This is a genomic window from Streptomyces sp. NBC_00045, from assembly GCF_045041095.1.
Lineage (GTDB): Bacteria > Actinomycetota > Actinomycetes > Streptomycetales > Streptomycetaceae > Streptomyces.
Genome location: NZ_CP108271.1, coordinates 6,088,894 through 6,114,451, shown reverse-complemented (window position 1 = coordinate 6,114,451; position 25,558 = coordinate 6,088,894). Strand labels below are relative to the sequence as shown.

The following is a 25,558-nucleotide window of genomic DNA, read 5'->3' as shown; positions in this document are numbered from 1 at the left end:
GGGGAAGGCGCAGTCGGCGGCGGGCCGTTCGCGCCGCAGCCCCTTTCGGCAGCGGCGCGGCGTGTCCCGGGGAGGTCGCGGGTCCCCTGATCGGCCTCCCCAGCCTGCCGTACGGGTCGCACCCGTGTCATCGCCCAGATTGCTCATCTGGCCGGTTCGCATCGCCCGTGACCGGGCGGGCTCCTCCGCCGGCGGTGGGGGCGGGGATGGCCACGGCGGTGAGGGCGAGGCCCGCGCGGACCGCCCAACGGCCGCTGAACTCAAGGGGGAAGCGTCGTTCCGCGGGCGTGCACGGCGTGACCAGCAACCGCGCCGTGAAGGTGTTGTGCACCGGATCGAAGGCGAGCACCGCATCGGTGAAGTCCAGCCACCGCCCGGTCAAGGGGTGCCACGCCTTGTAGACCGACTCCTTGGCACTGAACAGCAGGCGGTCCCAGTGGATCCGCGGATGGGCCGCGGCCAGGTCGGCGAGGGCGACCCGTTCACTACCGAGGGTGATGGCCTGCCGTACGTCGCCGGGGAGCGCCGCGTGCGGTTCGGCGTCGATGCCGAGCGCCAGGAGGTCCCGGCGCCGGGCGACGGCCGCCGCGCGGTACCCGGCGCAGTGCGTCATGCTCCCCACCGTGCCATCGGGCCAGCGCGGGGCGCCCCCCTCCGTCCTGGCGATGGGGCCCGGCGGGACACCGAGCAGGCCGAGCGCCTGCCGGGCGCAGTGCCTGCCGGTGGCGAACTCCTGCCGCCGCGAGGGCACCATGCGGCGCACGAGAGCCAGCTCCTCCGGATGGAGGTCGGCGTCCGGCAGGTCCCCCGCCGTGGCGGCGGCGGCCGCCACGGACGGCAGCAGTTCCTCGATCACAGGGTTCCCGTCCGCGCGCTCTCACGCTCTCGCGCGCAAATGAAATTTCAACAACATGACAGAACCTACACATCTGCCCGGGGGGGGCTAATCAGTTGCCTCCTGGCGGCTCGTGTGCGAGGCTCAAACCCGTCGTGACAGATTGCAACGGGGGTTGCCACGTGTCCAAGGATGAACACAGTCGCATGCAAGACCGACTTCGGCGCGGTGAGCCGTACGACAGGGCGAGATGATTCGCCCCACATTTCCTGGTTAATCAACCAGTTTCCTCAACAGCCGACTGCTTCGGAAGAGCGCCGACAGCGCCTCCGAGCCGGCTGATCGTACGGGCCGTCAGCCCTGTGAGCAGGTGCGCAGCACACTCGTGCGGTACCTCTCTGCCCTGAGTAGCACCCGCGGCGAGCATCGCTCCGCCCTCATACGGGTGCGCTTTCGTGATGCCGTTTCACGTCTCTGCGGGACGCTATCGGCTCACTGGCGGCTGCCCACCCATTCCTTACCGTCGTCGATTCAGATCCAAGGAGTGCGGAATTCATGGAGCATTATGCTCGCCGCGCCATCACGACCATTCGCGAGAATTACCACGAGCCGCTCGTACTCGATGATTTGGCCCGGTCGGTAATGATGAGCAAATTCTATTTCATCAGGGTATTCCAGCGCACCACCGGTGTGACACCCGGCCGCTTCCTGAGCGCCGTCCGCCTGCACGAGGCCAAATCCCTCCTGGTGCACAGTTCCTCGAATGTTGCCGATGTCTCGGCGCGGGTGGGGTACGGCAGCGCCAGCACCTTCTCGCGGCGTTTCACGGCCTCGGTCGGCCTCTCCCCCACCCAGTACCGGCGGATCGGCCGGGGCGGCACGGGCGAGGATCCCCACATCACGCCCTTCGCCGTGGAGCGCGGGCCGCTCGGATCCGTGGCGGGGACGGCCCGCGTGCTGGGAAGCTCGCGATCGCCCCTGTACATCGGCCTGTTCGACAGCCCGATCCTCCAGGGGCAGCCCGCGGCCTGGACGAAGCTCGACGGGAGCGGGCCCTTCCAGGTGGCGGACGTGCCGCCGGGCACCTGGTACCTGCACGCGGTGACGCTCGGCGCCCGAACCTCGGGCGATCAGTGGGGGGACTCCCCGCTGCTCGTGGGAACGGTGGGCCCCGTGGACATCGGCGCCGACGAGCGCACCCGCGTCGACGTGGTCCTGCAACAGGAGGACTGGACCCGGCCGCCTGTGCTGCTCGCCCTCCCCGGCTTCGGCTCGCGTCCCGCCCGGCCGCACACCGCGGAAACCGCCCGCCCGGCCGGCCCGTACGGCGGCCCCGGGGCCGGGTACCGCACCCCGCGCCAGCGTACGGCGGCCGACCGGCGGCTCGTCGGCGTGTGAGGCTCGCCGGGCCGTGGCGCGGGCTGAACCAGCCCGCACCACGGCCCGGTTCAGCCCCGCCAGCTGTGCGGAGCCCGGAAACCCCTGCTGCGCCAGCCGGCTTTGTGGGGCTGCTCGCCCGGGTCGGCGTCGCCGGCCCGGGCCGCCGCACAGGCGAGCAGCACCGCGGTGATGGCCGCGACCTCTTCGGGTCCGGCGTGGCCCTTCTCGACGCGCAGGACGCCCTCGACAACGGTCGTACTCACGGACGGATCGCTCCTCTCGTCTCTCGTTGCGTTGAACCGGCGCTCTACAGCGGCGGGTTGCCGTGCTTGCGGGACGGCAGGTCGGCGTGCTTGCTGCGCAGCATCGCCAGGGCGCTGATCAGGGTTTCGCGGGTTTCCGCCGGGTCGATGACGTCGTCGACGAGGCCGCGCTCGGCCGCGTAGTACGGGTGCATCAGCTCGGCCTTGTACTCCTTGACCATCCGCGCACGCATCGCCTCGGGGTCCTCGGCCTCGGCGATCTGCTTGCGGAAGATCACGTTGGCGGCGCCCTCGGCACCCATCACCGCGATCTCGTTGGTCGGCCACGCGTACGTGATGTCCGCGCCGATGGACTGCGAGTCCATGACGATGTACGCGCCGCCATACGCCTTCCGCAGGATCAGGCTGATCCGCGGAACGGTCGCGTTGCAGTACGCGTACAGCAGCTTCGCGCCGTGGCGGATGATGCCGCCGTGCTCCTGGTCGACACCCGGCAAGAACCCGGGGACGTCCAGCAACGTGATGATCGGAATGTTGAAGGCATCGCACATCTGCACGAAACGCGCAGCCTTCTCCGAGGCCTCGATGTCCAGGACACCGGCCAGATGACCGGGCTGGTTCGCAACGATGCCGACGACCTGACCATCGAGCCGGGCCAGCGCACAGATGATGTTGCGGGCCCACCGCTCGTGGATCTCCAGGACGTCACCCTCGTCGACGAGCTCCTCGATCACCTTGAGCATGTCGTACGGGCGGTTACCGTCCGCCGGAACCAGATCCAACAAGACGTCCGAGCGCCGATCGGCAGGGTCGGAGGTCTCATGGACCGGAGGGTTCTCCCGGTTGTTGGAAGGCAGCATCGAGATCAGGTAACGCACCTCTGAGATGCAGGTCTCCTCGTCGTCATACGCGAAGTGCGCGACACCAGAGGTCTCCGCGTGCACATCCGCACCACCGAGCCCGTTCTGAGAGATCTCCTCACCGGTCACCGCACGCACGACGTCCGGCCCGGTGATGAACATCTGCGAGGTCTCACGGACCATGAACACGAAGTCCGTCAACGCCGGCGAGTACGCCGCACCACCCGCACACGGGCCCAACATCACCGAGATCTGCGGGATCACACCCGACGCCTTGGTGTTGCGCTGGAAGATGCCCCCATACCCGGCGAGCGCGGACACACCCTCCTGGATACGAGCGCCCGCACCGTCGTTGAGAGAGACCAACGGAGCACCGGCCGCAATCGCCATGTCCATGATCTTGTGGATCTTCGTGGCATGAGCCTCACCCAGCGCACCGCCGAAGATCCGGAAATCATGCGCGTAGACGAAGACCGTCCGACCCTCGACCGTCCCCCACCCAGTGATCACACCATCGGTGTACGGCTTCTTGCCCTCCAGGCCAAAGCCCGTCGCCCGGTGACGGCGCAACTGCTCCACCTCACGGAACGACCCCTCGTCGAGCAACAGCGCAATCCGCTCACGAGCCGTCAGCTTGCCCTTGGCATGCTGCCGCTCCGTTGCCTTCTCGCTCGGCCCTTCGACCGCCCGCTCACGCAGGGAATGCAATTCGGCCACACGCCCGCGGGTTCCGGATCCGGGGAACTCCGCGATATCCGGAATTCCAACCGCTATTCCCGTACTCATCGAGACCCCCCTAGTCGCACGCACCCGGCGCGCTCATTGCATTCCTCACGCTACACGCCGCGTACGGGCGGAAAAACCCCTGTTCACGACCCAGGCGATTTAGCGGGGCTTAATGGCCGTCCCCCTATTCCGGGCAGGCCGGGGGCAGGCATGCAAGAGGGCCGCCCGGCTGGTGGCCGGGCGGCCCTCGGGGAGGTCGCGCGTCGATCAGGTCAGGGTGAAGCGGTCCGCTTCCGGCCCGTGGATCCGACCCTTGGGCAGCTTGCGCCCGAAGGTGAGGAGCAGGAGGTCCTGCGCGGCGCCGGTGACCGGCGATCCGCTGCCGAAGGTCCAGTCGAGGTCGTCGGCGCGCAGCTGGACGCCGTCGAGCTGGGCGCCGAAGAACTTGAAGGACTTGGGGTCTACGGCGTCCAGCAGGATGCGGAGCCGGTCCTCGGGGACCGCGCGGTCGACGCCGATGGGGACCGTGATGTCGAGGCCGTGGACGACGTCGTGGCCGAGCGCCGCGACGATACCGCCGACCGGCGGCTTCCAGGGATGGGTGGCGTTGTCCCGGAGGAAGGCCGTGAGCTCACTGGTGGAGAACTCGGCCGCGTCCTTGCGCGCGCAGCGGTCGGTCATGCGGTTCAGGCTGCCGCGCGCCTTGACGATCTCTTTGGCCACGCGGGGAATGGAGTACCGGAACCCCAGCGACATGTGGGCGACGACTTCTCGGACCCGCCAGTCGGCGCACAGGGAAGGTTCGTCCCATTTCGCTGCGGGCAGGTCGTCGAATACGTCCGCGAGTTCTCGGCGTTCGGCCGCTATCGCCGCGCGGACTACGGATTCCGGATGCGCGTGTGACACGTTACCCATGAACTCACCTTACCGGTCGGTTTACGGAGGGTCCAAGAAAGATACGTTATAGGTGCCCATACGAGTCGCCATGACCACCGTTCACCGTCGCCGATTTCCGGCGCCCGCGAAAACCCGCCAGAACCACAGCTGGCCCAAGGCCACCAGGACCAGGGCCGGGAGCACGGTCGCGGTCATCAGCGTGAGGGAGGCGGAGTCGGCGATCGCCCCGGACAGCTCCAGGCCGCCCCCGCCCGCGCGGGTGGCCAGCACCGTGGTGCCGTTCACCGCGCCGACGAGGGCGGGCAGGGCCACCAGCGGCGCGGCGCCCAGCAGCAGCGCCACGCCGGTGCGGCCGGTCGCCTGGACGCGGTCGGAGGCGTACACGCCGGCGGCGGCGAGGACCGCGGTGGTGGCCGCCGCCACGGGTGCGTCGGTGACCAGTGCGCCGAAGGCGGCGACGAGCAGGGGCAGCACGAGCAGGATCGGGGTCAGCACCCGGGTCAGTCGGCCGAACGTCACCCGCAGCGAGCCGCCTTCCGGCAGGCTGCGGGCGGCGAAGAGCGAGCCCTGGCGCAGGCTGCCGGTGACGGCCAGGGCCGCGCAGAGCAGCGTGAAGGGGTGGGTCAGGTCGGCCGCTGCGGCCTCGGCGTGCCCGTGGGACCCGGTGGACAGGCCCCGGACCAGCATGCCGAGGACGGCGCCCCAGCCGGCCGCGAGGACCAGGCTGGCGGCCGCCAGCACGATGCCCCAGGTCCGCCGCCAGCCGGCGCCGTCGTGCGCCGTTTGGAACCACAGTGCGGCGTCGCGCAGGAACCACGCGCACAGCACGCCGAGGAAGGGCAGCCGCAGCGCGTGCAGCAGTTCCCCCTCCGCCACGGGCAGGGCTCCGAAGAGGAGACCGCCGAAGGCGACCAACCACACCTCGTTCGCGAGGAAGAGGGGGACGATGGTGCGCCGCATGCGTGCGCGGCCGCTCTCCGTGTCGGCGAACGGCATCAGCATCCCGACGCCGAAGTCGATGCTTTCCAGAGCCAGGTAGCCGGCGAGGAGGAGCCCGACCAGGGCGTACCAAAAGACATCCACGGTTGATTACCCGTCAGCTCGGCGTACGTACGGTCATGGGGGGGGTCAGTAGGAGGGGCGGACGTCCGCCTCGGGCGTCCCCCGGTCGCCCTCCCGCAACACCCTGCGCTCTTCGGCGTCCGGGAAGAGGCCCGTGTCGCCGAGCAGTCCCGCGTCCGGTCCGAGCCGCGCGAAGCGGGCCATGAGCACCCAGTCGACGACGGCCAGCGTGGTGAGCACGAGCGTGAAGACGACGAACGAGGCGAGCATCCCCCCGCGGGAGACGTCGGCGACGGCGTCGCGGACGGTGAGTTCGCCGGTGACCATCCACGGCTGCCGGCCGACCTCGCGGCTGAGCCAGCCGCAGATCAGGGCCAGGAAGCCGAGGGGCAGCAGGACCGACGGCAGCCGCAGCCGCAAACGCCGGCGGGCGAGCGTCTCGCCCGTCGCTCCGCCGCGGGCGGCCGTGGCCGGGATCCAGGCCAGCAGGGCCAGGAGGACGCCGAGGACGAGCATGAGCACGGACGCCCCGCCCACCCACGCGGGCGGCAGCCAGTCACCGTTGCCGTACCGGGCCGTCGCGGCGGCGCGCACCGCGTCGAGTTCGGCGCCGCTCTGGCCCATCAGCACGGCGTACTTCTCGGGCTGGTAGTCCTTGAGCGCCCCCAGGTGCACGGAGCCCGCGATCGCGGTGACGACGGCGCCGCAACCCGCGAGGACGGAGCCCTGGACCAGCGTCGGGCGGAAGAAGTCGCTGTCCTGGCCGCGGCGCACGTGGTGGGCGCTGACGGCGGCCATGAGCAGGCCGGCGAGCAGGGCCACGGCGCCCGCGATGTGCACGACGGCGTACCAGGTCGCCCCGTTGGTGAGCAGGGCGCCCCAGTCGGTGACGTGTGCGGTGCCGTCGCGCATCTCGAATCCGACGGGCTTCTGCATGAAGCCGTTGACCACCATGACCCAGAAGGTGGAGGCGTACGCGGTGAGGGCGACGCCCCAGATCAGCGCGAGGTGGGCGCGGGGCGACACCCGGTTGAACCCGAAAGCCCAGAGCCCGAGGAAGGTCGATTCGAGGAAGAACGCGGCGACGCTCTCGACGGCCAGCGGGGCGCCGACGACGTTGCCCATGACGTGGGAGAGGCCGGACCAGTTCAGGCCGAACTGGAACTCCTGGGTGAGTCCGCTGACGATGCCGAGGGCGTAGTTGATGACGTAGAGGCCGCCCCAGAAGCGCACGCGGCGCATGCGGGTGGCGCGCAGGGCGAGTTCCTCGGTGCGGATCGCCCGGGTCTGCGTCAGTGCGACGACCGTGACCAGTCCGAGGGTCAGGGCGACGAACAGGAAGTGCAGCGTCGCGGTGACGGCGAACTGGAGTCGCGCGAGGTCAACTACGTTCACGTGGCCCTTTCCGGTGAGGGTGGGAGGTAGGTGCGGCAACCGCCTGCGGGCGGGCGGTGCGCGGCGGGCTAGCCGAGCTGCGTGCGCGCCCGTGCCACGAGGGCCCGGGCCGCCGGACTCATGCGGCCGCTCGACCGCCAGGCCAGGGCGAGGCCGCCGCGCAGGTGCATGCTGGTGATCTCGACGGGGTGCAGCTGGTCCGGCTGGGAGAGCACGAACCGCTCCGGCAGGATGGCCATCCCTATGCCACGGGCGGCGAGTTGGGCCAGCACCCTGGGGTCGCTGGCCTCGAAGGCCACCCGGGGTTTGATGCCGGCCGCCGCCCAGGCCGCGTCGGACGCGGCGCGCACGGCGCTACCGCCGGGCAGGCACATCAGCGCCTGGGCCTCGACCTCGTCGACGGCGATGCTGGTGCGCCCGGCGAGCGGGTGGTCGTGGCCCACCGCTCCGACCAACAACTCGTCGGCGATGAGCAGGGTTTCGAGGCCGGCGGGCGGATCGGTGCCGATGCCGATGATTGCGACGTCCACCCGGCCCGCCCGCACGGCCTCGACCAGCTGTTCCGTACTCCCCTCGCTGAGGGAGATCTCCACCTCGGGGTACTTCTCGCTGAAGTCCGCGACCAGTTCGGGCAGCCGCAGGGAGAGGGAGGACGCGACGGAACCGAGCGCCACCTGTCCGTGCACGACGTCGGAGACGTTCTCCACCGCGTCGCGCACGCCGTCGAGGGCGGCCAGCACGGCGCGCGCGTGCGGCAGTACCGCCGCGCCCACGCCCGTCAGTTGGACCGTCCGTCCGCCCCGGTCGAGCAGGTCCTGCCCCAGCTCCCGCTCCAGCCGTCTGATCTGCGCACTCACGCAGGGCTGGGTCACGTAGACGCGCGCGGCCGCCTTCGTAAAGCTGGCCTCTTCGGCCACCGCCACGAGGTACTCCAGCTGACGCAGTTCCATATGGTGATCGTACCGGGGGGCCGGCCCGCGAAGACTTCACATTCGGGACATCCGGGGAACGACATGTACACGAACCCTCAAGTCCATGTGCGGGGAACGTCAGCTCCCTGTGAAGCCGGTGTCAGATCCGGTTCAAGCCCGGGCGGTCGCCGCGGCGAGCCGGTTCAGCGTCCCGGCCACGTACTGCTCGCGGCACGGACGGCGGCGCACCTTGCCGCTGGTGGTCTTGGGCAGGGTCCCGCGGCGGATCAGCACCACGTCCGCCACGTCGATGCGGTGGTTGCGGCGCAGCGCCTCCCGCACCGCGTCCGTCACCTCCTGCGGGCTCGCGTACCGACCCACCCGGCTGTCGCCCTCGACCACCACGACCACGGACTCCTCCGTGCCGTCGTCCACCGGGAACGCGGCGGCGGACGCCGGGCGCAGCAGCGGGTGGCTGCCCTCGACGGTGTGCTCCAGGTCCTGCGGGTAGTGGTTGCGGCCCTTGACGATGATGAGGTCCTTCAGGCGGCCGGTGATGAAGAGCTCCCCGCCGTGCACGAAGCCCATGTCGCCGGTTCGCAGGAAGAACCCGTCCGCCTCGGCGCCGGCGATGCGCGCCCGGAAGGTCCGCTCGCTCTCCTCCTCGCGCCCGAAGTAGCCGGCCGTCACGCACGGACCGGACACCCATATCTCGCCGACCTCGTCGGGCGCCGCCTCCCTGAGGGTGTGCGGGTCGACGATGCGCACCCGGGTGTCGCCGACCGTGCGGCCGACGCTCATGACGGTGCTGGTCACCACGGACGCGTCCGTGGCGACCGGGGCCACCTTGCCCAGGCCCAGTGCCCGCGCGTCCAGCACGAGCGGCGCCGGTTCGGCGTCCGGCGGGCTGCCGGCGACCTTCAGGGTGTGCTCCGCCAGGCCGTAACTCGGCGACAGGGCACGGCTGTCCAGGCCACTGGTGGCGTACTTGCCGATGAACTGCGCCATCGTGTGCTCGCGGACCGGCTCGGCGCCGTTGGCGGCCATCCGCCAGCGCGAGAGGTCGATCGGCCCGCGCACGCTGTCACTGCGCACGCACAGGTCGTACGCGAAGTTGGGGGCCGAGGAGTGCGTGCCGCCGAACCGGGACACCGCCTCCAGCCAGCGTCCGGGACGACGGATGAAGGCCTCGGGGCCCATCAAGTACGAGGGCCGGCCCGCCCACAGGGGCAGCACGATGCCCAGCAGGAGGCCCATGTCGTGGAAGAACGGCAGCCAGGAGACGACGGACCCGTCGTCCTCCATCGGCCACAGCTGGTCCGTCTCCCACGCGTTGAACCAGAAGTTGGCGTGCGTGACCATCACGCCCTTGGGCGTTCCGGTGGAACCGGACGTGTACTGCAGCAGGGCCACGTCCGACAGCTCGGGCACGGGTAGTTCGGTCGCGACGGCCGGCACGGGCAGCTCATCGGTGGCGACGATCTCCAGGCCGGCCAGTTCGGGCAGTCCGGCGAAGTCGGCGAGGACCTGGTCGCGGACCTCGCGGGTGGTGAGCACCAGAGTGGTCCGCGCGTCGTCGGCGATGGTCCGCACGCGCTGCGCCGCGTGCCGGCGCGTCGGGACCTGGACCGGGGCCCCCTTGAGACCGGCCGCGGTGCAGGCCAGCCAGGCCCTGATGAACTCCAGACCGTTGGGGTACATCAGTACCGCGCTGCGCCGCTCGCCGGCCAGCTCGGCGAGGGCGCCGGCCCTCGCCCGCACGTCGCCGTGCAACTGTGCGTAGGTGACCTGCTCGCCGATCTCCTCACCGTTCTGCAGGTAGACGTAGGCGACGGTGTCGGGCATCTCGTCGGCCCGCCGGGCCAGCAGGGCGGGCAGCGGCAGCGGGGTGCGCTCTGTCGTGGGATGAGTTGTCATTGCCGTCCGTTCATCAAGGGTGGCAGGCGGGCGTCCTCGAAGGGCCGCTCAGGCGAGGTCGGTGAGCCCCGCCCGCGGCGCGTTGATCAGCGCGGCCATGTTGCCGGGGGGCTGACGGTTCTCGTGCATCAGCTGGTGGGCGTCGCCGATCTCCGCCAGGCTGAACAGCCCGGACAGGCAGGGGTCGAGCTGCCCGGAGGCGACGAGGTGGATCACCGCGCGGCACTGGGCCGGGTTGAAGCCGTGCGAGCCCTGCAGGCGCTTCTGCCGCATCCACAGGAAGCGCAGGTCGACGTCGGCGGCGTAGCCGGAGGTGCCGCCGCAGATGGTGACCATGCCGCCGTTCTCACACAGGTACATGGAGGTGGGGATGGTGTCCTGGCCGCTGTGCTCCAGGACGATCCGCGGCGCGCGGCGCTCGCCGAGGGCCTCCCAGTACGCGCGGCCGAAGCTGCGCAGCTCGCGCATCCAGGTGCCGAACGCGACGGAGTCGTTGAGGTCGGGCATCCGGCCCCAGTGGGAGAACTCGCGGCGGTTGATCGTGCCGACCGCGCCGAGGCTGCGGCAGTACTCGGCGCGCTCCTCGCTGGAGACCACCGCGACGGGCAGGCCGCCCGCGTTGCGCACCAGTTGGATGGCCATGGAGCCGAGCCCGCCGGCGCCGCCCCAGATCAGCACCGGGTCGCCCGGCTTGACCGTGTTGGGCGCCCAGCCGAACAGCTGACGGTAGGCGGTGGAGCCGGTGAGGATGAAGGAGGCCGCGGACTCCCACGTGAGGTTCTTCGGCTTCGGGTGGCACTGGTAGTCGTTGACGAGCGCGAACTGGGCGAAGGTGCCGTAGTTGGACTCGTACCCCCAGGCCTGCAGGGTGGGCGAGAACGTCGGGTCGCCGCCGAGGCGGATGTCTTCCGCGGTCTCGTCCCACTGGCCGCCGGAGAGCACGACCTGGTCGCCCACGGAAACCCCGGCGACGCCCTCGCCGACGGCGAAGACCACGCCCGAGCCCTCGGAGCCGCCGATGTGGAAGTCCTCGGGCTCGCCGCGCTTTTGCCGGGCGGCGATGACGTCCAGCGGGTAACCGAGGCCGGCCCAGACGTTGTTGTAGTTGATGCCCGCGGCCATCACCCAGACGAGCACCTGGCCGCGCCCCGGCTTGGGGGTGTCGATGACCTCGGTGGCGAAGGACTTCTTCGGCTCGCCGAAGCGGTCCGGGCGGATCACGGACGCGTACATCTTCTCCGGAACGGAACCGAGCGGCGGCATCTCACCCAGCTCGTAAAGGCTCTTCCCCATGGTCACTGCTCTCCTGATCGTCGTGGACGGGTGCGGGTGGAACGGAAATGCGCAGGTGCGGGAGGTGCCCGGCCCGTCAGGCCGCGGGCACCGGGAAGTCGGTGCGTTCGTACGGGTAGCCCGGCAGGGAGGTCCTGCGGGGGGCGCGCAGCGGGTGCAGCGCAGCCCACTCGATCTCGGCGCCGGCGGCCCACAGCGCGCCGAGCGCCGACAGCAGGACCTTCGGGTCGGGCGTCTCGTCGGTCGGATGCGGCAGGGCCTGCAGGATCGGGTGGTTCCAGCGCAGTTCCGCGTGGCGGCGGGCCAGCGACGTCAGCGTGGTGCCGGGGCCGACCTCGACGAGGGCGCAGCCCTGGAAGGCGTTCAGCGTCTCCAGGACGTCGTGGTAGCGCACGGCGTGGCGCATGTGTCGGCACCAGTAGCCGGGCGTGCGGATCTCGTCCGGGTCGGCCCAGGTCCCTGTGGTGTCCGAGACCACCCGGATCGCCGGCCGGTGGAACGTGATGTCGGCGAGGAACGCCTCGTACTCGTCGAGCACCGCGTCGACCAGCGAGGAGTGGCCGGCTCCCGGGATCTTCAGCAGGCGGGCTTCCAGCCCCTTGGCCACGTGCTCCTCGACGAACTTCTCCACCGACTCGCGCGGCCCGGAGACGGTCACCTGGTCGGGGCCGCTGATCACGGCGATCCCGACGCCCTCGGGGAGCAGCGGCAGCAGCTCGGCCTCGGGCAGCCGTACGGCCGCCATGGCGCCGGGGGCCAGGGTGAGCAGCAGCTCGGTGCGCTTGAGGACCATCCTGACCGCGTCGGGGAAGGAGAACACCCCGGCGATGCAGGCGGCGGCGTACCCGCCGAGGCTGTGGCCGACGACCGCCGCGGGGCGCACGCCCCAGCGGATGAAGGCCTTCGCGAGGGCGTACTCCAGGACGAAGACGGCGAGTTGCGCGATCCGACCGTCCGCGACGGAGCGCCGGGCCGCCTCCTGCGCCTCCTCGCCCTCGGGGTCGAAGACGACGCCGAGGTCCACGTCGGCCACGGCCCGGACGTGCGCGACGCACGCGTCGAGATCGGCCCGGAAGTGCGGGTCGAGGCGGTACAGCCCGCGCGCCATGCCGACGTGCTGGCCGCCGTGCCCGGGGAAGGTGAACACCACCGGCGGCGGGCCGCCCGCGGAACTCCCCGTGGACCGCTCCTTGACCTTGACCTTGACCTCGGCGAGTGCGGCGACCGCCCCGGCGTGGTCGCGGGCGACGACGAAGCCCCGGTGGCCGTACCGCGTCCGGCCCGTCTGCAGGGTCCAGGCGGCGTCCTGGAGCGCTTCGGCGCCCCCGGCCCGGTCCAGGTGGCGGCCGATGCGCCCCGCCACCGCGGCCAGCGCGGCCGCGGACTTCGCCGAGTACGGCAGCAGCTGCCAGCCGTCCGTGGCGGGGGTGGGCGTCCGGGCGGGATCCGTCGCGGGCGCCTGCTCGACGATCGCGTGGGCGTGCGTGCCGAAGGGGCCCGAGCCGCTCACGGCGGCGCGGCGCGGCTCGGCTGCACCGTCCGGCCGGTCCGCTCCGTCGTACACCGCGAGGACGGCCCGTACGAAGGCGGCGGCCGTGGGCGAGGTGTCGGTGACGCTCGCCCCGGCGGGGGTGTCCACCCCGAGGACCGTGCCGTCCGCGACGCCGCTCACCGCGAGGGCGTCGCGGACGATGCGGTCGCGGCCCGCGTCGGCCGACTCGCCGCGGCCCGTCGTGCCGACGGCGGTGCCGCGGAGGACGGCGTAGATCCGGTCGCCGTCGTCCAGGGCCGCCCGGAGCGGCTTCAGCACGGACACCGCGCAGCCGCCGCCGGGGGCGCCGGCCGCGGGGGCGTGCACGGTGACCGACCCGGCCAACGCCAGGTCGCACTCGCCGCCGAGCAGCGCCTGGACGGCGGTGTGCACCGCGACGAGGGCGGTCGCCCCGGCGGCCTGCACCGAGACGGCGGGGCCGGTCAACCCCAGCTTGTAGGCGACCCGTGAGGCGAGGAAGTCGGCCCCGGTGCCGGCCCGGATCTGCCGGTCGTCCGTCTGGGGCGATCCGGCGGCCTGGCGGCGCAGCCGCGCCGCGTGGTTCGTGGTGGCACCGCCCGCGTAGATGCCGACGACCGCCTCGTCGCGGGCCGGGTCGTGGGCGGCGTCCTCCAGGGCGTGCTGGGCGCACTCCAACAGGATGCGCTGCTGCGGGTCGAGGACCGCCGACTCGCGCGGCGAGATGCCGAAGAACCGGTGGTCGAACGCGTGGGCGTCGGCCAGCGGCCCGGCGGTCGCGTCCGCCGGGCCGGCGGGGCCCCCGCGGAACGCGTCGAGGTCCGCGGCCCGCCCGAAGCGCGCCGCCATGCCCACGATGGCGACGTGGGCGTCGAGGTCGAAGCCGGGGTCGAGGTTTCCCGGTGCGAGGTCCGTCATGCGGTCCGCCCTTCCCTTTCTCGTCGAAGTCCCGTATTCATGCGGGCCGGTCAGGCCACGGGAGTGGTCGGGCGGATGAACCGGCCGCCGGTGCGGCCCAGCGCCGCGTCCTGGTGGCCTGCGATCAGCTCGTAGGGCTGTCCCAGCCGGATCGCGCTGGCCTGCTCCAGCCGCTCGAACTGGCCGTCGTCGAGGGTCACGTCCAGTGCGGCGAGGTAGTCGTCGAGCTGGTCGACGGTGCGCGGTCCGATGACGGGCACCATCGCGGTGGCCGAGCGGGCCGCCCGGGCGCGCAGCCACGCCATGGCGACCTGTCCCGCGGGGGCGCCGGTCTCCTCGGCGACGGTGAGCACGGCGTCGATGACCGCGGTGCGCTGCTCGGAGTCCTCGACGCGGATGGCCTGGCCCTCCCAGTCACTGAGGCGGCCGCGGCGGCTCTGCCGGTACTTGCCGGTGAGCAGGCCCCCGCCGAGCGGCGACCACAGGGTGGTGCCCAGGCCCAGGGCCTCGGCCATGGGGATCAGTTCGCGGTCGGCCCCGCGCTCGGCGAGGCTGTACTCGAACTGGATGCCCACCAGGCGGTTCAGAGAGCGGAGTTCGGCGAGGGTGACGGCGCGGGAGATCCGCCAGGCGGGGAAGTTGGAGAGCCCTGCGTAGAGGATCTTGCCGGACCGGACCAGGCCGTCGAGGGCGCTGAGGATCTCCTCGACCGGGGTGACCGAGTCCGGCAGGTGGGCCCAGTAGACGTCGATGTAGTCGGTGCCGAGGCGCCTGAGGCTGGCCTCGACCGACGTGCGGATGTTCTTGGCGCTGTTGCCCGTGTTGGAGATCCGGGCGCGGCCGGCGCCCAGGGTGAACTTGGTGCTGACCGTGTAGTGGTCGCGGTCGACGCCGAGGAACTCTCCGAGCAGCTTCTCCGACTCGCCGATCTGGTAGTTGTCGGCGCAGTCGATGAAGGTGCCGCCGGCTTCCGCGAACCGGTCGAAGATCTTGCGGGACTCCTCGCGGTTGGCGCCACCGCCCCACAGGGTGCCGAAGTTGGCGGTGCCGAGGGCGTATTCGGAGACACGCAGGCCGGTGGTGCGGCCGAAGGTGGTGTAACGCATGGCTGTCCTCTAGTTCTCCGTGCTCAGTGCGTCGCCGATGAGGCGCAGGAGCTCGGCCTGAGACTGCGGGTCGCGGAAGTAGAAGTGGCCGCCGGGCACGAGGTGCGCGGCGAAGTCGGTGCGGGTGTGGGCGGCCCAGTCGAGTTGGCCCGGGTCCTCCTCGTCGCCGGCGAAGGCCGTGATCGGGATGTCCAGCGGCTCCTCGACGACGTACTCGTGGGAGTCGGCGAGTGCGGCGTCCGCGCGCAGGTAGCGCAGCGCGAGTCGCTTGAGGTCCGGCTCCTCGTGGACGACCATCGGCAGCGCGCCCCAGCGGCTCTCGATCTGGGCCAGCAGCTCGTCGTCCGACAGCAGGTGGACGCCCTGCCGCGCCGTGAGGGGCGGCGGCTGCATGGAGGACAGCAGCAGGGCGCGGGGCTGGCGCAGACCGGCCCGGCGCAGGGCGCGGGTGGTTTCGAAGGCGATCAGCGCACCCAGGCTGTGGCCGAAGAAGGCGAAGTCGCGATGCCCGAAGTCGACCTGCTCGACGAGGTCCGTCACCAGGTCGGCGATCCGCTGGTACGGGGCCTCGTCCTGCCGCGGCGCGCGGCCGGGCAGCTTGACGGCCCAGAGGCGGACGCCGGGCAGGGCGCCGGCCCAGCGGACGAACTCCCCCGCCGAACCGCCCGCGTGGGCGAAGCAGTACAGGTCGAGCGTGGTCTGCGTCTTGGGCCTGCGGCCGGAGAGCCAGCGTGCCTGCAGGTCGGCCGTCGTGGCCTCGGGTGCGGGGCCGACGCCGGTTGCGGCTCCGGTGCCGTTCATGCGGACTCCTCTTCCGTGTCCTGGTGCGGGTCGGCCAGCTGCTGCTCGATCAGTGCGGCGAGGTCGGCCGCCGTCGCGGACTCGAACAGCGCGCGCATCTTGATCTCGACCGGGTAGATCTCCCTGAGTTGGGCGAAGAGCTTCACGGCGATGAGGGAGTCGCCGCCGAGTTCGAAGAAGCTCTCGTCGGCTTCGATGTCGGGCAGTCCGAGGGCCTCGCCGAACAACCGCAGCACCACGCCGAGCGGGGTGTCGTCGGCGGGACGGTCCTCGGACTCCGGTCGGCCCCCGGCGGCGGGGACGCCGCTCGGGGCGGCGGCCTCGTCTTCCGCGGGCCGGTCGCCCTCGGCAACGGTCGCGGCGGCGCCGGTGGCCGTCTGTGCCTCCTCCGCCGGGTGGCGCACCAGGTACGGGAGCCGCTCGAAGGGGTAGGTGGGCAGCGCGACCTTGGCCCGGCGCTCGCCCTCGTGCACGCCGGCCCAGGAGACCCGGGCTCCTGACAGCCACAGCCGTCCGAGTGCGTCGTACAGGGCCGCCAGCGCGCCGCCGCCGTCGCCGTCGGGTTCGGCCAGCGCGGCGAGCAGGAGGTGCTGGGCGGTGTGGCGGGGCTGCTGCCGGGCGAGCGTGACCAGGCCGGATCCCGCGCCCACCTGGAGCAGGATGCGCTCGGGGTCGGCCAGGAGCACGTCGAGCGCGGCGTCCGGGTCGGCCGGCTCGCGCAGCTCGTCCGCCCAGCGCTCGGCCGCGATCGGCGTCCCGGTGCCGTACCGGGTGCCGTCGCCGAGGACGACGGGGATCCGGTGCGGCTGCGGGACCAGGGACCGCAGCAGCGTGCGCAGTTCGTCGTCGCCGCCGCGGGTACGGGCGGGTGCGGCGATCAGGCGCAGCGCGTCGGTGAGCGGGAAGACCCCCGCGACGACGGCCGCGACCAGCGATCCGGCGCCGGTGCCGAAGACCGCGTCCGGCCGGATGCCCCAGCGCTGCCAGAGCGCGGCCAGGGCGTACTCGAAGGCGAAGACGTAGGTGTCGCGCACCACCGGGTCGTCGGGCCAGGCCAGGCCGCGGGCCACGTCCCGTACGTCGCGGACGAGCCGGTCGTCGGCGCCGGCCAGGGCCGCGTCGAAGGCCTCCCGGAAGGCGGGCTCGGTGGTGTGCAGCCGCCAGGCCTCCGCCGGACCGATCCGGCCCGGGAAGAGGAACACCACGGGCCGCTCCCGCGGGGGTTCGGCGCAGTGGACCGGTTCGCGGGCCGGGCCGTCGCCGGCGACGGTGAAGGCGCGGTACTCGTGCTCGCGCCGACCGGTCTGGAGGGTCCAGGCGGCGTCCTCGTACGCGGGGGCCGCGCCGGCCAGGTGGTCGTCGAACCGGGCCAGCCGGGTGCGCAGCGCGGAGGGGGTGCGCGCGGAGTGCACCATCAGGTGGACGCGTCGCTCGGACTCGCGCACCGGCCGCTGCGGGGCCTCCTCCAGAACCAGGTGGGCGTTGACGCCGCCGACCGCGAAGGAGCTGACGCCGGCGCGGCGGGGGAAGCCGTCCGGTTCCCAGTCGGTGAGTTCGGTGGCGACCCTGAACGGGCTGCTTTCGAAGTCGATCTGGGGGTTGGGCTCGGTGAAGTGCAGGCTCGGCGGGATCTGCCGGTGGCCGAGCGCCAAGACGGTCTTGACGAAGCCCGCGGCGCCGGCGGCCGCGTCGGCGTGCCCGATGTTGGTCTTCACCGAGCCTATGGCGCAGAAGCCCTGCTCGTCGGTATCGCCCCGGAAGGCCTGGGTGAGGGCCGTGACCTCGATCGGGTCTCCCAGCGGGGTGGCGGTGCCGTGGGCCTCCACGTACGTGATGGTGCGGGCGTCGGTGCCCGCGGTCAGCTGTGCCTCCCGGACCGCGGCGGCCTGGCCGGCCACGCTGGGCGCGGTGAAGCCGATCCGGCCCGAGCCGTCGTTGGTCACGGCCGAGCCGCGGACGACGGCGCGGATGTGGTCCCCGTCGGCCAGCGCGTCGGCCAGGCGCTTGAGGACGACGACGCCGACTCCGTTGCCGGCGACGGTCCCCTCCCCCTGCGCGTCGAAGGCGCGGCAGACGCCGTCGGGCGCCAGGGTGCCGTCCGGGCCGGTCCATGTGATCTTCTTCGGCGGTACGTGCACGGCGACGCCGCCCGCCAGGGCCATGTCGCAGTCGCCGGCGAGCAGGCCCCGCCCGGCCGTGTGGACGGCAACGAGGGCGGTGGCACAGGCCGACTGCACGGCGACGGCCGGGCCCCGCAGGCCGAGGCGCTCGGCCGTGCGGGAGACCAGGAAGTCGGGTGCGGTGCCGAGGACGATGTCGTCCTCGGTCACTGCGGGGAGCTGGGCGAGCCGGGCCGAGAGCGCTTCGGCGTACCGGGTCTCGGTACAGCCGCCGTAGACGCCGATGGCGCCGGGGAAGCGGTCGGGGTCGGCGCCGGCGTCCTCCAGGGCCGCGGCCGCGCATTCCAGGAAGACCCGGTGCTGCGGGTCGATCAGGAACGCCTCTTTGGCGGAGTAGCCGAAATAGTCGGCGTCGAACCACTCGGCACCGTCCAGCCGGCCACGGGACGGCAGGTAGGTGAGGTCGCCTCCATCGGGCGCGCCGCCCGGAATGACCTGGGGGGCGTCGCGGGTGACCGAGTCGATACCGGCCGCGAGATTGGCCCAGAATTCGTCGACGTCGGCGGCGCCGGGAAAGCGGCCGGCCATTCCGACGACGGCGATGAAGCCGTCGGCTTCCTCTTGGGTTTCGATGTCATTCACCGAATTCTCCGTGGCTGTCCGAGGAATTCCTGCCGAGCTGGGTCCGCCGGTTTCCCAGGCGGTTCAGTCGGCCGGCGGGACGGCGCCGGCCGTCGGCGGCCGGAGCCGCCCCTTCGTTCTCCAGCCGGGTCGCGAGGGACCGTACGGTCGGGTGCGTGAAGAACTCGATGAGCTCGACGTTCTTCCCGGTGCGCTGCACGACCCGCTCCCGGACCAGCTGGAGCAGCAGGGAGTGTCCGCCCAGATCGAAGAAGTTGTCCTCGTTGCCCACTGCGGGGACTTCCAGGACCTCACACCAGATTTCGGCGATGACGGCTGCGAAATCTACTTCCGGTGGATTCGCATGGGATGCGTGCACTCCACTCCTCCCCCTTCGGATCGCCGGTTCGGCGTCTCCATAGGATCATCTGCTGCTCCGGGGAAGGTGTCCAATAACTACCTTCCCTACCGGGCAGAACTGTTGTTTATGGCAATGGTTATGGCGCAGCAGCACGACCCGGCCGGGGTTTTCGAAATCGAAAACCCCGTGCCGGGTCGTGCTGCTGGGGGGGTCAGGCGGTGACGGCCTGGACGGCCATGACGGCGCGGTGGATGTCGAGCGTCGCCGTGGACCGGTTCAAGGTGATGTAGTGCAGTCCCGGGGCCCCTTCGGCGAGCAGTCGTTCGGACATCGCGACGGCGTACTCCACGCCGATGGCGTGGCCCTCGGCGGGTCGGTCGCGCGCGGCGTCGAGCCGGCGGGCCAACTCCTGCGGGAAGGCCGCGTCGCTGAGTTCGGCGAAGCGCCGGATCTGGCGCACGTCGGTCGCCGGCATGATCTCCGGGATGATCGGGATGTCGCAGCCGGCTGCGGACACCCGGTCGCGCAGCCGCAGGTAGTCCTCGACGTCGAAGAACATCTGGGTGACGGCGTAGTCGGCGCCCGCGCGGCACTTGGCCACGAAGTGCCGGATCTCGCCGTCCCAGTCGGCGGAGCGCGGGTGGCGCTCGGGGAACGCCGCGACGCCGACGCTGAACGCCCCGGCCTCCCGTACGAGGGTGACCAGCTCGTGGGCGTACGTGAGCCCGTCCGGGTGTGGCACCCAGGGCCCCCGCGGGTCCCCCGGCGGGTCGCCGCGCAGGACCAGGACGTCCCGTACCCCTGCATCGGCGTACTGGCCGATGATGCGGCGCAGTTCGGCCACGGAGTGCCCCACCGCGGTGAGATGGGCCACCGGCCGCAGGGTCGTGTCGGACGCGATCCGCTTCGTCAGTTCGACGGTCCGGTCGCGGGAGGACCCGCCGGCTCCGTACGTGACGGAGACGAAGGTGGGCGCCAGCGGCTCGATCCGCCGGATGGCGTCCCACACGTTGCGCTCGCCGGCCTCCGTCTTGGGCGGGAAGAACTCGAACGAGAAGGACCGGGTCCCGCTGGCGAGCGTCTCGCGCAGCGTCATGCGTCCCGCCCGAGTACCGGTCGCAGCTCTGCGGCCGCCTCCGCCCCGTACACGTCGCGCACGCGCTCCGCCAGCAGGCCCGGGTCGGCCGCGTAGCCCTGGGGGCCGACGGTGTCCAGCACGGACGCCGCCACCGCGCAGCCGAGCCGGCCGGCCGCCAACAGCGGCAGCCCGGCCGCGGAGGCCGCGAGGAAGCCGGCGCGGAAGCCGTCGCCGGCCCCGGTCGGATCGGTGACGTGGCCGCACGGGACGGCCGGGACGAGGAGCTCGGACTCCCCCGAGCGCTCGATCCGTACGCCGCGCTCGCCGAGCGTGGTCACCCAGGTGCCGACGCTCGCGAGGATGTCCTCGCGGGTGCGGCCGGTGCGCTCGGCCAGCAGCGCGGCCTCGTACTCGTTGGTGAACAGCCAGGTGGCGCCGTCCACGAGTTCGGTGGCCTCCTCGCCGGTCAGCCGCGCGAGCTGCTGCGAGGGGTCGGCGGCGAAGGGGATGCCCAGGCCCGTGGCCTGCCGGGTGTGGCGGAGCATCGCCGCCGGGTCGTTCGCGCAGACCAGGACGAGGTCGGGGCGGTCCTGCGCGGCCGCCGCCGCCAGGTCGATCTCCCGGGCCTCGCTCATCGCGCCCGCGTAGAAGGCGGCGATCTGATTGCTGTCCTGGTCCGTGATGCAGACGAACCGGGCCGTCTGCGCCGTGTCCGACACCCGGACCGCGCCCGTGTCGACGCCTTGCTCCTTCAGCCAGATCTCGTACGGGCCGAAGTCGAGGCCGACGGACCCCACCAGCAGGGGGGTCAACCCCAACTGGCCCAGACCGTAAGCGATGTTGGCCGCCACCCCGCCGCGTCGCACCTCCAGGTCGTCGACCAGGAAGGACAACGAGATGTGGGCGAGCTGGTCGGGGATCAGCTGGTCGGTGAAACGGCCGGGGAAGGCCATGAGGTGGTCGGTCGCGATCGACCCTGACACCGCTATGCGCATCGCTGCGTGCTCCCGTCGAGTCTCGTACGTGGCCTGTCAGATGCCCGCGGCCGCGCGCAGGGCGTCGACGCGGTCGGTGCGCTCCCAGGTGAAGTCCGGCAGCTCGCGGCCGAAGTGGCCGTACGCTGCGGTCTGGGCGTAGATCGGGCGCAGCAGGTCGAGGTCGCGGATGATCGCGGCCGGGCGGAGGTCGAAGACCTGGCCGATCGCGTCCTCGATCTTCTGGACCTCTACCTTGGCGGTGCCGAAGGTCTCGACGAACAGGCCGACGGGCTCGGCCTTGCCGATGGCGTACGCGACCTGGACCTCGCAGCGCGAGGCGAGGCCGGCGGCGACCACGTTCTTGGCGACCCAGCGCATCGCGTACGCGGCGGAGCGGTCGACCTTCGACGGGTCCTTGCCCGAGAAGGCGCCGCCGCCGTGGCGGGCCATGCCGCCGTACGTGTCGATGATGATCTTGCGGCCGGTCAGGCCGGCGTCGCCCATCGGGCCGCCGATCTCGAAGCGGCCGGTCGGGTTCACCAGCAGCCGGTAGCCCTCGGTCTCCAGCTTGATGCCGTCCTCGTGGAGCAGGCGCAGGACGTGCTCGACGACGTGCTCGCGGATGTCCGGGGCGAGCAGGGACTCCAGGTCGATGTCCGGGGCGTGCTGCGAGGAGACGACGACGGTGTCGAGGCGGACGGCCTTGTCGCCGTCGTACTCGATGGTGACCTGGGTCTTGCCGTCGGGGCGCAGGTACGGGACGGTGCCGTCCTTGCGGACCTCGGTCAGGCGCCGCGACAGGCGGTGCGCGATGTGGATCGGCAGCGGCATGAGCTCGGGCGTCTCGTCGCACGCGTAGCCGAACATCAGGCCCTGGTCGCCCGCGCCCTGCTTGTCGAGCTCGTCCTCGTCGCCCTCGACCCGCTGCTCGTACGCCGTGTCCACGCCCTGCGCGATGTCCGGGGACTGCGCGCCGATGGACACCTCGACCCCGCAGGACGCCCCGTCGAAGCCCTTCTGCGAGGAGTCGTAGCCGATCTCCAGGACCTTGGTGCGTATCAGCGTCGGGATGTCGGCGTACGCCTTGGTCGTCACCTCGCCGGCGACGTGGACGAGACCGGTGGTGATCAGGGTCTCCACGGCGACGCGCGAGGTGGGGTCCTGGCTAAGGAGCTCGTCGAGGATGGCGTCGCTGATCTGGTCAGCGATCTTGTCGGGGTGACCTTCGGTCACGGACTCCGAGGTGAACAGGCGGCGGGACACATCGCTCCCTGGGTTTGCAGCGGCTGCTGGCTGGACATTGCTTCCGGCCGCCCGGAGGGCGGACGGTTGGTTCGTCTGCGGTCTGCTTCAGACGCGGACGACGGTCTTGCTCCGCATCAGGAACTCGCCCAGGTAGCCGTCGTGCGGCAGACCGGGGCGGTGCCGGTGGGTGGCGTGGCTTCCGACGTGCAGGTTGCTGATCGAAGGTTCGTCGATCAGGGCCTGTACGAGGTCCTCGTCCTCGGTGACGACGGTCAGGACCAGGGTGTCGCGCAACGGCTCGACGTCGTCCTCGCGGCTCCACGGCCCGACCCACACGCAGGGGAACGGGACTTCGGCGGAGAGCTGGGGGGCCTCGGCGGAGGCGACCTGGTGGACGGCCGGGCGCAGCACGGCGCTGCCGTCGCCGAGTTCGTCGACGAACCCGGTGCCGCCGAGCCAGGCTCGGGTGCCCTGGGCCCGGTCGAGCACGAACTTCTCCAGTGCCCGAGCCGCCTTGGTGTTCTGCACCGGCAGGACGGCCTTCTCGTCGTGCGGCGGCAGGCTGGGCAGGGCGGCCAGCCGCTCGGCGATCGCGCCCGCGAGCGGGGCCGGGTCTCCCTCGACCAGCACGGCGGTGGCGTTGACGCAGCCGCTGCCGGCGTGCCGGGTCACCGAGTCGACGATCATGTCGAGGTGGTCGCGCCAGTCGGTGTCGGCCGTCAGCAGGATCTTCGAGCGGCCCGGCTGCAGGGAGAGCACCCCGGGATCGTCGGCGTACTGCCGGATGATCTCGTCCCCGCCGTAGGCGAGGTCCGCACCCCGCACGAGGGCGTCGGCCGCCTCGTGGCCGCAGGGCAGCAGGACGACGTGGTCGCCGCCGAAGCCGGCCTCGCGCAGGGCGAGGACCAGGCGGTGCGCGGTGAACGGCTCGCGGGCGGCGGGGCGGACGGCGACCCGGTAGCCCAGGGCCAGCGCCTCCGGCCAGAACCCGTGCGTGCCGGGGTGGTTGCCGGGGACGTGGACGGCGAGCACCTCGCCGCGCCGGGTCCACACGGCCTGGGAGGTGCGCACCAGCGGGTCGCGCCAGTCGGGCACAGCGCCGGTGGGCCGGGCCAGCTGGACGCTGCGGTAGGAGTTCGCGACGCGGTCGGCGCAGGTTGCGGTGGCGACCCGGACGACCTCGACGGGCAGGCCGGAGACGCGGCTGACGGCCGCCTCGTACTCCTGCACCGTCAGCCCGCCCAGCGTCGCGGTGCGGAACGACTCGGCTGCGCGGGCCAGGGCGCCGGCCCGCTCGGCGGCGGGCAGCGGGGTCGCGGCGTGCAGGGCCTTCATCGTCCGGTTGACGTAGAGCGCGGGCACCAGGCTCATCTCGGCCATGACCGCGCCGGTCACGTCGGTGACCTCCTGGCGGTTGTGGGCGCGGTACGGGCCGGCCGGGCCCAGCGCGTCCAGTACGGGCGTACCGGAGTCCTGCGCGCCCTGCCCGTCCTGGCTCCCCCGGCCGTCCTGCCCCGTCGACTGCGGCTGCTCGGCGGCCATCAGTAGACCCCCTCGATGACGACCTCGTCGTCGAAGCGGGCGACCGGGGCGATGCCGGCGGCCGAGTCCCCGACGCGCCCCTCGGGCGCGGGGACCCTGATCGCGGTGTCGCGCTCCAGGTTGTTGGGCAGCAACAGGGCCTTGCTGACGTGGTTCATCACGACCTGGCCGCGCTTCCCGTACGCCACCGGCTCCCGGGTGGCGGGGTCCACGACCTGGAAGGTGATGTACGGCGAGAAGGTGTCGAACACGCAGGGCGCGCCCAGCGGGGTGCCGTGGCGCTGACCGGCGATGCCGAGGATCATCGTGCTGCCGTAGTGCCCGTAGAGGGTGGCTTCGGGGAAGATCTCGGTGCGGTAGAGGGCCTCGGTGTCGGGGTCCATCTGGGTGCCGCCCCAACGGATCGCCTTCACCTTCCGGTTGATGACCTCGACGAGGTCCTCGCGCTGGGCGATGCGCTCCAGCAGCGGCGGGGTCACCGTCATCACACCGATGTCCTGGGTGTGCAGGACGTAGGCGGCCTGGTCGATGACGTGCTCGGCGTAGGCGTCGGCCTGGCTGCCCTTGCCCTCCGCGATCAGGCGCTTGACCCACCGCGGGTCGAGGTCGACCTGGAAGGCGTACCGGCCGTGGGTGCGGGCCGAGCGCCGGAAGATCTCGCCGACGACGTGGGGGCCGGAGGGGGTGATGCCCAGCCAGTCGACGCCGCGCGGGAAACCGTGCACGTCGAGGTTGGCGTTGCTCCAGCCGACCAGCTTCTCCAGCCAGTCGGCGGGGCAGGCCACCCGCTTGGGTGCGCCGGTGGTGCCGCCGCTCTCGAAGATGCCGACGACGTCGGGGCGTTCGCCGTAGCCGCGCGGCACCAGGTCGGCCGCGGGCACGTCCCGCAGCTCGTTGGCGACGTTCGGGAAGAGGGCCAGGTCGGCATGGCCCTTGACGTCCGACAGCGGGTTGAAGTCGAGCGTCTCGGCACGCTTCAGCCAGAACGGCGATCCGGTCTCCGGGCTGAAGTGCCACTCCATCGCCGCCCGCACCAGCTCGTCGGGGTCCGGATCCGCGTCGTACGGCAGGTCCAGGATCGACAGATCGGTTGGCGCCACTCGTCCTCCAATGTCAACAGCCGGCGTGGTGGGGGCCGGTCGGTCTCCCGCGTCGGGTCCCCCGCCGGCCGTGACCGATATCCTCATTCGATCACCAACTCGCCACCCACGCCTGAGTACTGACTACTCAATTCGCTTTATCAACACGTGTTTTGGCTGAGTACACGCAGCCGCTGCGACCCGGCCCCATAGACTGGCGTCATGAAGGCAATGATCGCGTGGTGGGACCTCACGGATTCGCAGCAGACCGCGGGAACGCTCCGGGATTTCATCCGGAAGGAGTCGGAGCACTGGACGGGCATTCCCGGTCTGCTCCTGAAGATCTGGCTGTCGGACCCGCCCACGGGCCGCTGGGGCGCCCTCCTGCTGTGGGAGTCGGAAGATGCCGCCCGAGCTGCGGTGTTGCCCCGCAGCCCGGCCGAACTCATCGGGCATCCGGTGGACTTCCGGGCCTGGTTCGACGTGGAGGCGACGGCCGAGGGAGTGCATTCCCTGCGTTCCCTGGGCGGTCTCGGCCCGGCCCTGGACGGCCTCGTACCCGTGGACTTCGAGGAATTCGCCGGGAAATGAGAGCACGGCGAAGCGGCGCTCCGGGAATCCGGGCGCCGCTTCGCATGAAAGGGAATTCTTCGGCAGCCGC

General features: G+C 71.8%; 21 protein-coding genes. 2 read left to right on the top strand and 19 right to left on the bottom strand.

Going from position 1 to position 25,558, the window contains the following annotated elements; translation table 11 throughout:
* Window positions 1-127: 127 nt before the first annotated feature.
* The gene (locus OHA65_RS28535; protein WP_405762666.1) at window positions 128-856 is read right to left on the bottom strand and encodes a 4'-phosphopantetheinyl transferase; all 729 of its coding nucleotides are present in this window, start codon (window positions 854-856) and stop codon (window positions 128-130) included.
* 534 nt (window positions 857-1,390) lie between these two features.
* Here OHA65_RS28535 and OHA65_RS28530 point away from each other — a divergent pair.
* Window positions 1,391-2,233, top strand: coding sequence for a helix-turn-helix domain-containing protein (locus OHA65_RS28530; RefSeq protein WP_327279043.1), 843 nt, complete (start codon window positions 1,391-1,393; stop codon window positions 2,231-2,233).
* A 50-nt stretch (window positions 2,234-2,283) separates the two neighbouring features.
* Here the strand turns inward: OHA65_RS28530 and OHA65_RS28525 are convergent, their stop codons facing one another.
* The 18 genes from OHA65_RS28525 to OHA65_RS28440 all read right to left on the bottom strand — a co-directional run bounded on the left by OHA65_RS28525 (window position 2,284) and on the right by OHA65_RS28440 (window position 24,918).
* Window positions 2,284-2,478: an acyl-CoA carboxylase subunit epsilon gene (locus tag OHA65_RS28525; protein ID WP_327279042.1), complete on the bottom strand. Its 195-nt coding sequence runs from the start codon at window positions 2,476-2,478 to the stop codon at window positions 2,284-2,286.
* Window positions 2,479-2,522: 44 nt separating this feature from the next.
* Entirely contained in the window at window positions 2,523-4,124 is a 1,602-nt protein-coding gene (locus OHA65_RS28520) for an acyl-CoA carboxylase subunit beta (protein WP_405762665.1), read from the bottom strand.
* A gap of 207 nt (window positions 4,125-4,331) precedes the next feature.
* The gene (locus OHA65_RS28515) at window positions 4,332-4,979 is read right to left on the bottom strand and encodes a maleylpyruvate isomerase family mycothiol-dependent enzyme (RefSeq protein WP_327279040.1); all 648 of its coding nucleotides are present in this window, start codon (window positions 4,977-4,979) and stop codon (window positions 4,332-4,334) included.
* Window positions 4,980-5,060: 81 nt separating this feature from the next.
* Window positions 5,061-6,044 (bottom strand): cytochrome d ubiquinol oxidase subunit II, encoded by a 984-nt coding sequence (locus OHA65_RS28510; RefSeq protein WP_405762663.1) that lies wholly within the window; start codon window positions 6,042-6,044, stop codon window positions 5,061-5,063.
* A 45-nt stretch (window positions 6,045-6,089) separates the two neighbouring features.
* Window positions 6,090-7,418: a cytochrome ubiquinol oxidase subunit I gene (locus OHA65_RS28505; RefSeq protein ID WP_327279038.1), complete on the bottom strand. Its 1,329-nt coding sequence runs from the start codon at window positions 7,416-7,418 to the stop codon at window positions 6,090-6,092.
* A 68-nt stretch (window positions 7,419-7,486) separates the two neighbouring features.
* Window positions 7,487-8,368: a LysR family transcriptional regulator gene (locus OHA65_RS28500; RefSeq protein WP_328764062.1), complete on the bottom strand. Its 882-nt coding sequence runs from the start codon at window positions 8,366-8,368 to the stop codon at window positions 7,487-7,489.
* A gap of 132 nt (window positions 8,369-8,500) precedes the next feature.
* A complete protein-coding gene (locus tag OHA65_RS28495) occupies window positions 8,501-10,246 on the bottom strand; it encodes a fatty acyl-AMP ligase (RefSeq protein ID WP_405762661.1) in 1,746 nt (581 codons plus the stop codon).
* Between the two features lie 48 nt (window positions 10,247-10,294).
* A complete protein-coding gene (gene ccrA / locus OHA65_RS28490; RefSeq protein WP_327279035.1) occupies window positions 10,295-11,539 on the bottom strand; it encodes a crotonyl-CoA carboxylase/reductase in 1,245 nt (414 codons plus the stop codon).
* 76 nt (window positions 11,540-11,615) lie between these two features.
* On the bottom strand, window positions 11,616-13,967 hold the full coding sequence (locus OHA65_RS28485; RefSeq protein ID WP_327279034.1) for a type I polyketide synthase: 2,352 nt from the start codon (window positions 13,965-13,967) through the stop codon (window positions 11,616-11,618).
* A 50-nt stretch (window positions 13,968-14,017) separates the two neighbouring features.
* On the bottom strand, window positions 14,018-15,073 hold the full coding sequence (locus OHA65_RS28480; protein ID WP_327279033.1) for an aldo/keto reductase: 1,056 nt from the start codon (window positions 15,071-15,073) through the stop codon (window positions 14,018-14,020).
* Between the two features lie 9 nt (window positions 15,074-15,082).
* Window positions 15,083-15,874: an alpha/beta fold hydrolase gene (locus tag OHA65_RS28475; protein ID WP_327279032.1), complete on the bottom strand. Its 792-nt coding sequence runs from the start codon at window positions 15,872-15,874 to the stop codon at window positions 15,083-15,085.
* Window positions 15,871-18,636 (bottom strand): type I polyketide synthase, encoded by a 2,766-nt coding sequence (locus OHA65_RS28470; RefSeq protein ID WP_405762659.1) that lies wholly within the window; start codon window positions 18,634-18,636, stop codon window positions 15,871-15,873. The genes OHA65_RS28475 and OHA65_RS28470 overlap by 4 nt, the downstream gene beginning before the upstream one ends.
* The gene (locus OHA65_RS28465) at window positions 18,629-18,994 is read right to left on the bottom strand and encodes a phosphopantetheine-binding protein (RefSeq protein WP_327279030.1); all 366 of its coding nucleotides are present in this window, start codon (window positions 18,992-18,994) and stop codon (window positions 18,629-18,631) included. The genes OHA65_RS28470 and OHA65_RS28465 overlap by 8 nt, the downstream gene beginning before the upstream one ends.
* Before the next feature lie 193 nt (window positions 18,995-19,187).
* Window positions 19,188-20,072, bottom strand: coding sequence for a methylenetetrahydrofolate reductase [NAD(P)H] (gene metF / locus OHA65_RS28460; RefSeq protein ID WP_328764058.1), 885 nt, complete (start codon window positions 20,070-20,072; stop codon window positions 19,188-19,190).
* Complete coding sequence (locus tag OHA65_RS28455; RefSeq protein WP_327279028.1) at window positions 20,069-21,049, bottom strand: carbohydrate kinase family protein; 981 nt, start codon at window positions 21,047-21,049, stop codon at window positions 20,069-20,071. The genes metF and OHA65_RS28455 overlap by 4 nt, the downstream gene beginning before the upstream one ends.
* A 36-nt stretch (window positions 21,050-21,085) precedes the next feature.
* On the bottom strand, window positions 21,086-22,294 hold the full coding sequence (gene metK, locus OHA65_RS28450; RefSeq protein ID WP_328764057.1) for a methionine adenosyltransferase: 1,209 nt from the start codon (window positions 22,292-22,294) through the stop codon (window positions 21,086-21,088).
* 87 nt (window positions 22,295-22,381) lie between these two features.
* Window positions 22,382-23,818 carry an aldehyde dehydrogenase family protein gene (locus OHA65_RS28445; RefSeq protein WP_405762656.1) on the bottom strand — a complete coding sequence of 479 codons (1,437 nt, stop codon included), beginning with the start codon at window positions 23,816-23,818 and terminating at the stop codon, window positions 22,382-22,384.
* On the bottom strand, window positions 23,818-24,918 hold the full coding sequence (locus OHA65_RS28440) for a phenazine antibiotic biosynthesis protein (RefSeq protein ID WP_327279025.1): 1,101 nt from the start codon (window positions 24,916-24,918) through the stop codon (window positions 23,818-23,820). The genes OHA65_RS28445 and OHA65_RS28440 overlap by 1 nt, the downstream gene beginning before the upstream one ends.
* 201 nt (window positions 24,919-25,119) lie before the next feature.
* Between OHA65_RS28440 and OHA65_RS28435 the strand changes: the two genes are divergently transcribed.
* The gene (locus OHA65_RS28435) at window positions 25,120-25,488 is read left to right on the top strand and encodes a hypothetical protein (protein WP_329314797.1); all 369 of its coding nucleotides are present in this window, start codon (window positions 25,120-25,122) and stop codon (window positions 25,486-25,488) included.
* Window positions 25,489-25,558: the final 70 nt, after the last annotated feature.

What these genes read in the sequence shown, in the direction of transcription:
- OHA65_RS28520 (WP_405762665.1), bottom strand. Translation starts at nt 4,124, where the DNA reads ATGAGTACGGGAATAGCGGTTGGAATTCCGGATATCGCGGAGTTCCCC.
- ccrA (WP_327279035.1), bottom strand. Translation starts at nt 11,539, where the DNA reads ATGGGGAAGAGCCTTTACGAGCTGGGTGAGATGCCGCCGCTCGGTTCC.
- OHA65_RS28455 (WP_327279028.1), bottom strand. Translation starts at nt 21,049, where the DNA reads ATGCGCATAGCGGTGTCAGGGTCGATCGCGACCGACCACCTCATGGCC.
- OHA65_RS28480 (WP_327279033.1), bottom strand. Translation starts at nt 15,073, where the DNA reads ATGCGTTACACCACCTTCGGCCGCACCACCGGCCTGCGTGTCTCCGAA.
- OHA65_RS28500 (WP_328764062.1), bottom strand. Translation starts at nt 8,368, where the DNA reads ATGGAACTGCGTCAGCTGGAGTACCTCGTGGCGGTGGCCGAAGAGGCC.
- OHA65_RS28445 (WP_405762656.1), bottom strand. Translation starts at nt 23,818, where the DNA reads ATGGCCGCCGAGCAGCCGCAGTCGACGGGGCAGGACGGCCGGGGGAGC.
- OHA65_RS28435 (WP_329314797.1), top strand. Translation starts at nt 25,120, where the DNA reads ATGAAGGCAATGATCGCGTGGTGGGACCTCACGGATTCGCAGCAGACC.
- OHA65_RS28485 (WP_327279034.1), bottom strand. Translation starts at nt 13,967, where the DNA reads ATGACGGACCTCGCACCGGGAAACCTCGACCCCGGCTTCGACCTCGAC.
- OHA65_RS28530 (WP_327279043.1), top strand. Translation starts at nt 1,391, where the DNA reads ATGGAGCATTATGCTCGCCGCGCCATCACGACCATTCGCGAGAATTAC.
- OHA65_RS28475 (WP_327279032.1), bottom strand. Translation starts at nt 15,874, where the DNA reads ATGAACGGCACCGGAGCCGCAACCGGCGTCGGCCCCGCACCCGAGGCC.
- OHA65_RS28495 (WP_405762661.1), bottom strand. Translation starts at nt 10,246, where the DNA reads ATGACAACTCATCCCACGACAGAGCGCACCCCGCTGCCGCTGCCCGCC.
- metF (WP_328764058.1), bottom strand. Translation starts at nt 20,072, where the DNA reads ATGACGCTGCGCGAGACGCTCGCCAGCGGGACCCGGTCCTTCTCGTTC.
- OHA65_RS28515 (WP_327279040.1), bottom strand. Translation starts at nt 4,979, where the DNA reads ATGGGTAACGTGTCACACGCGCATCCGGAATCCGTAGTCCGCGCGGCG.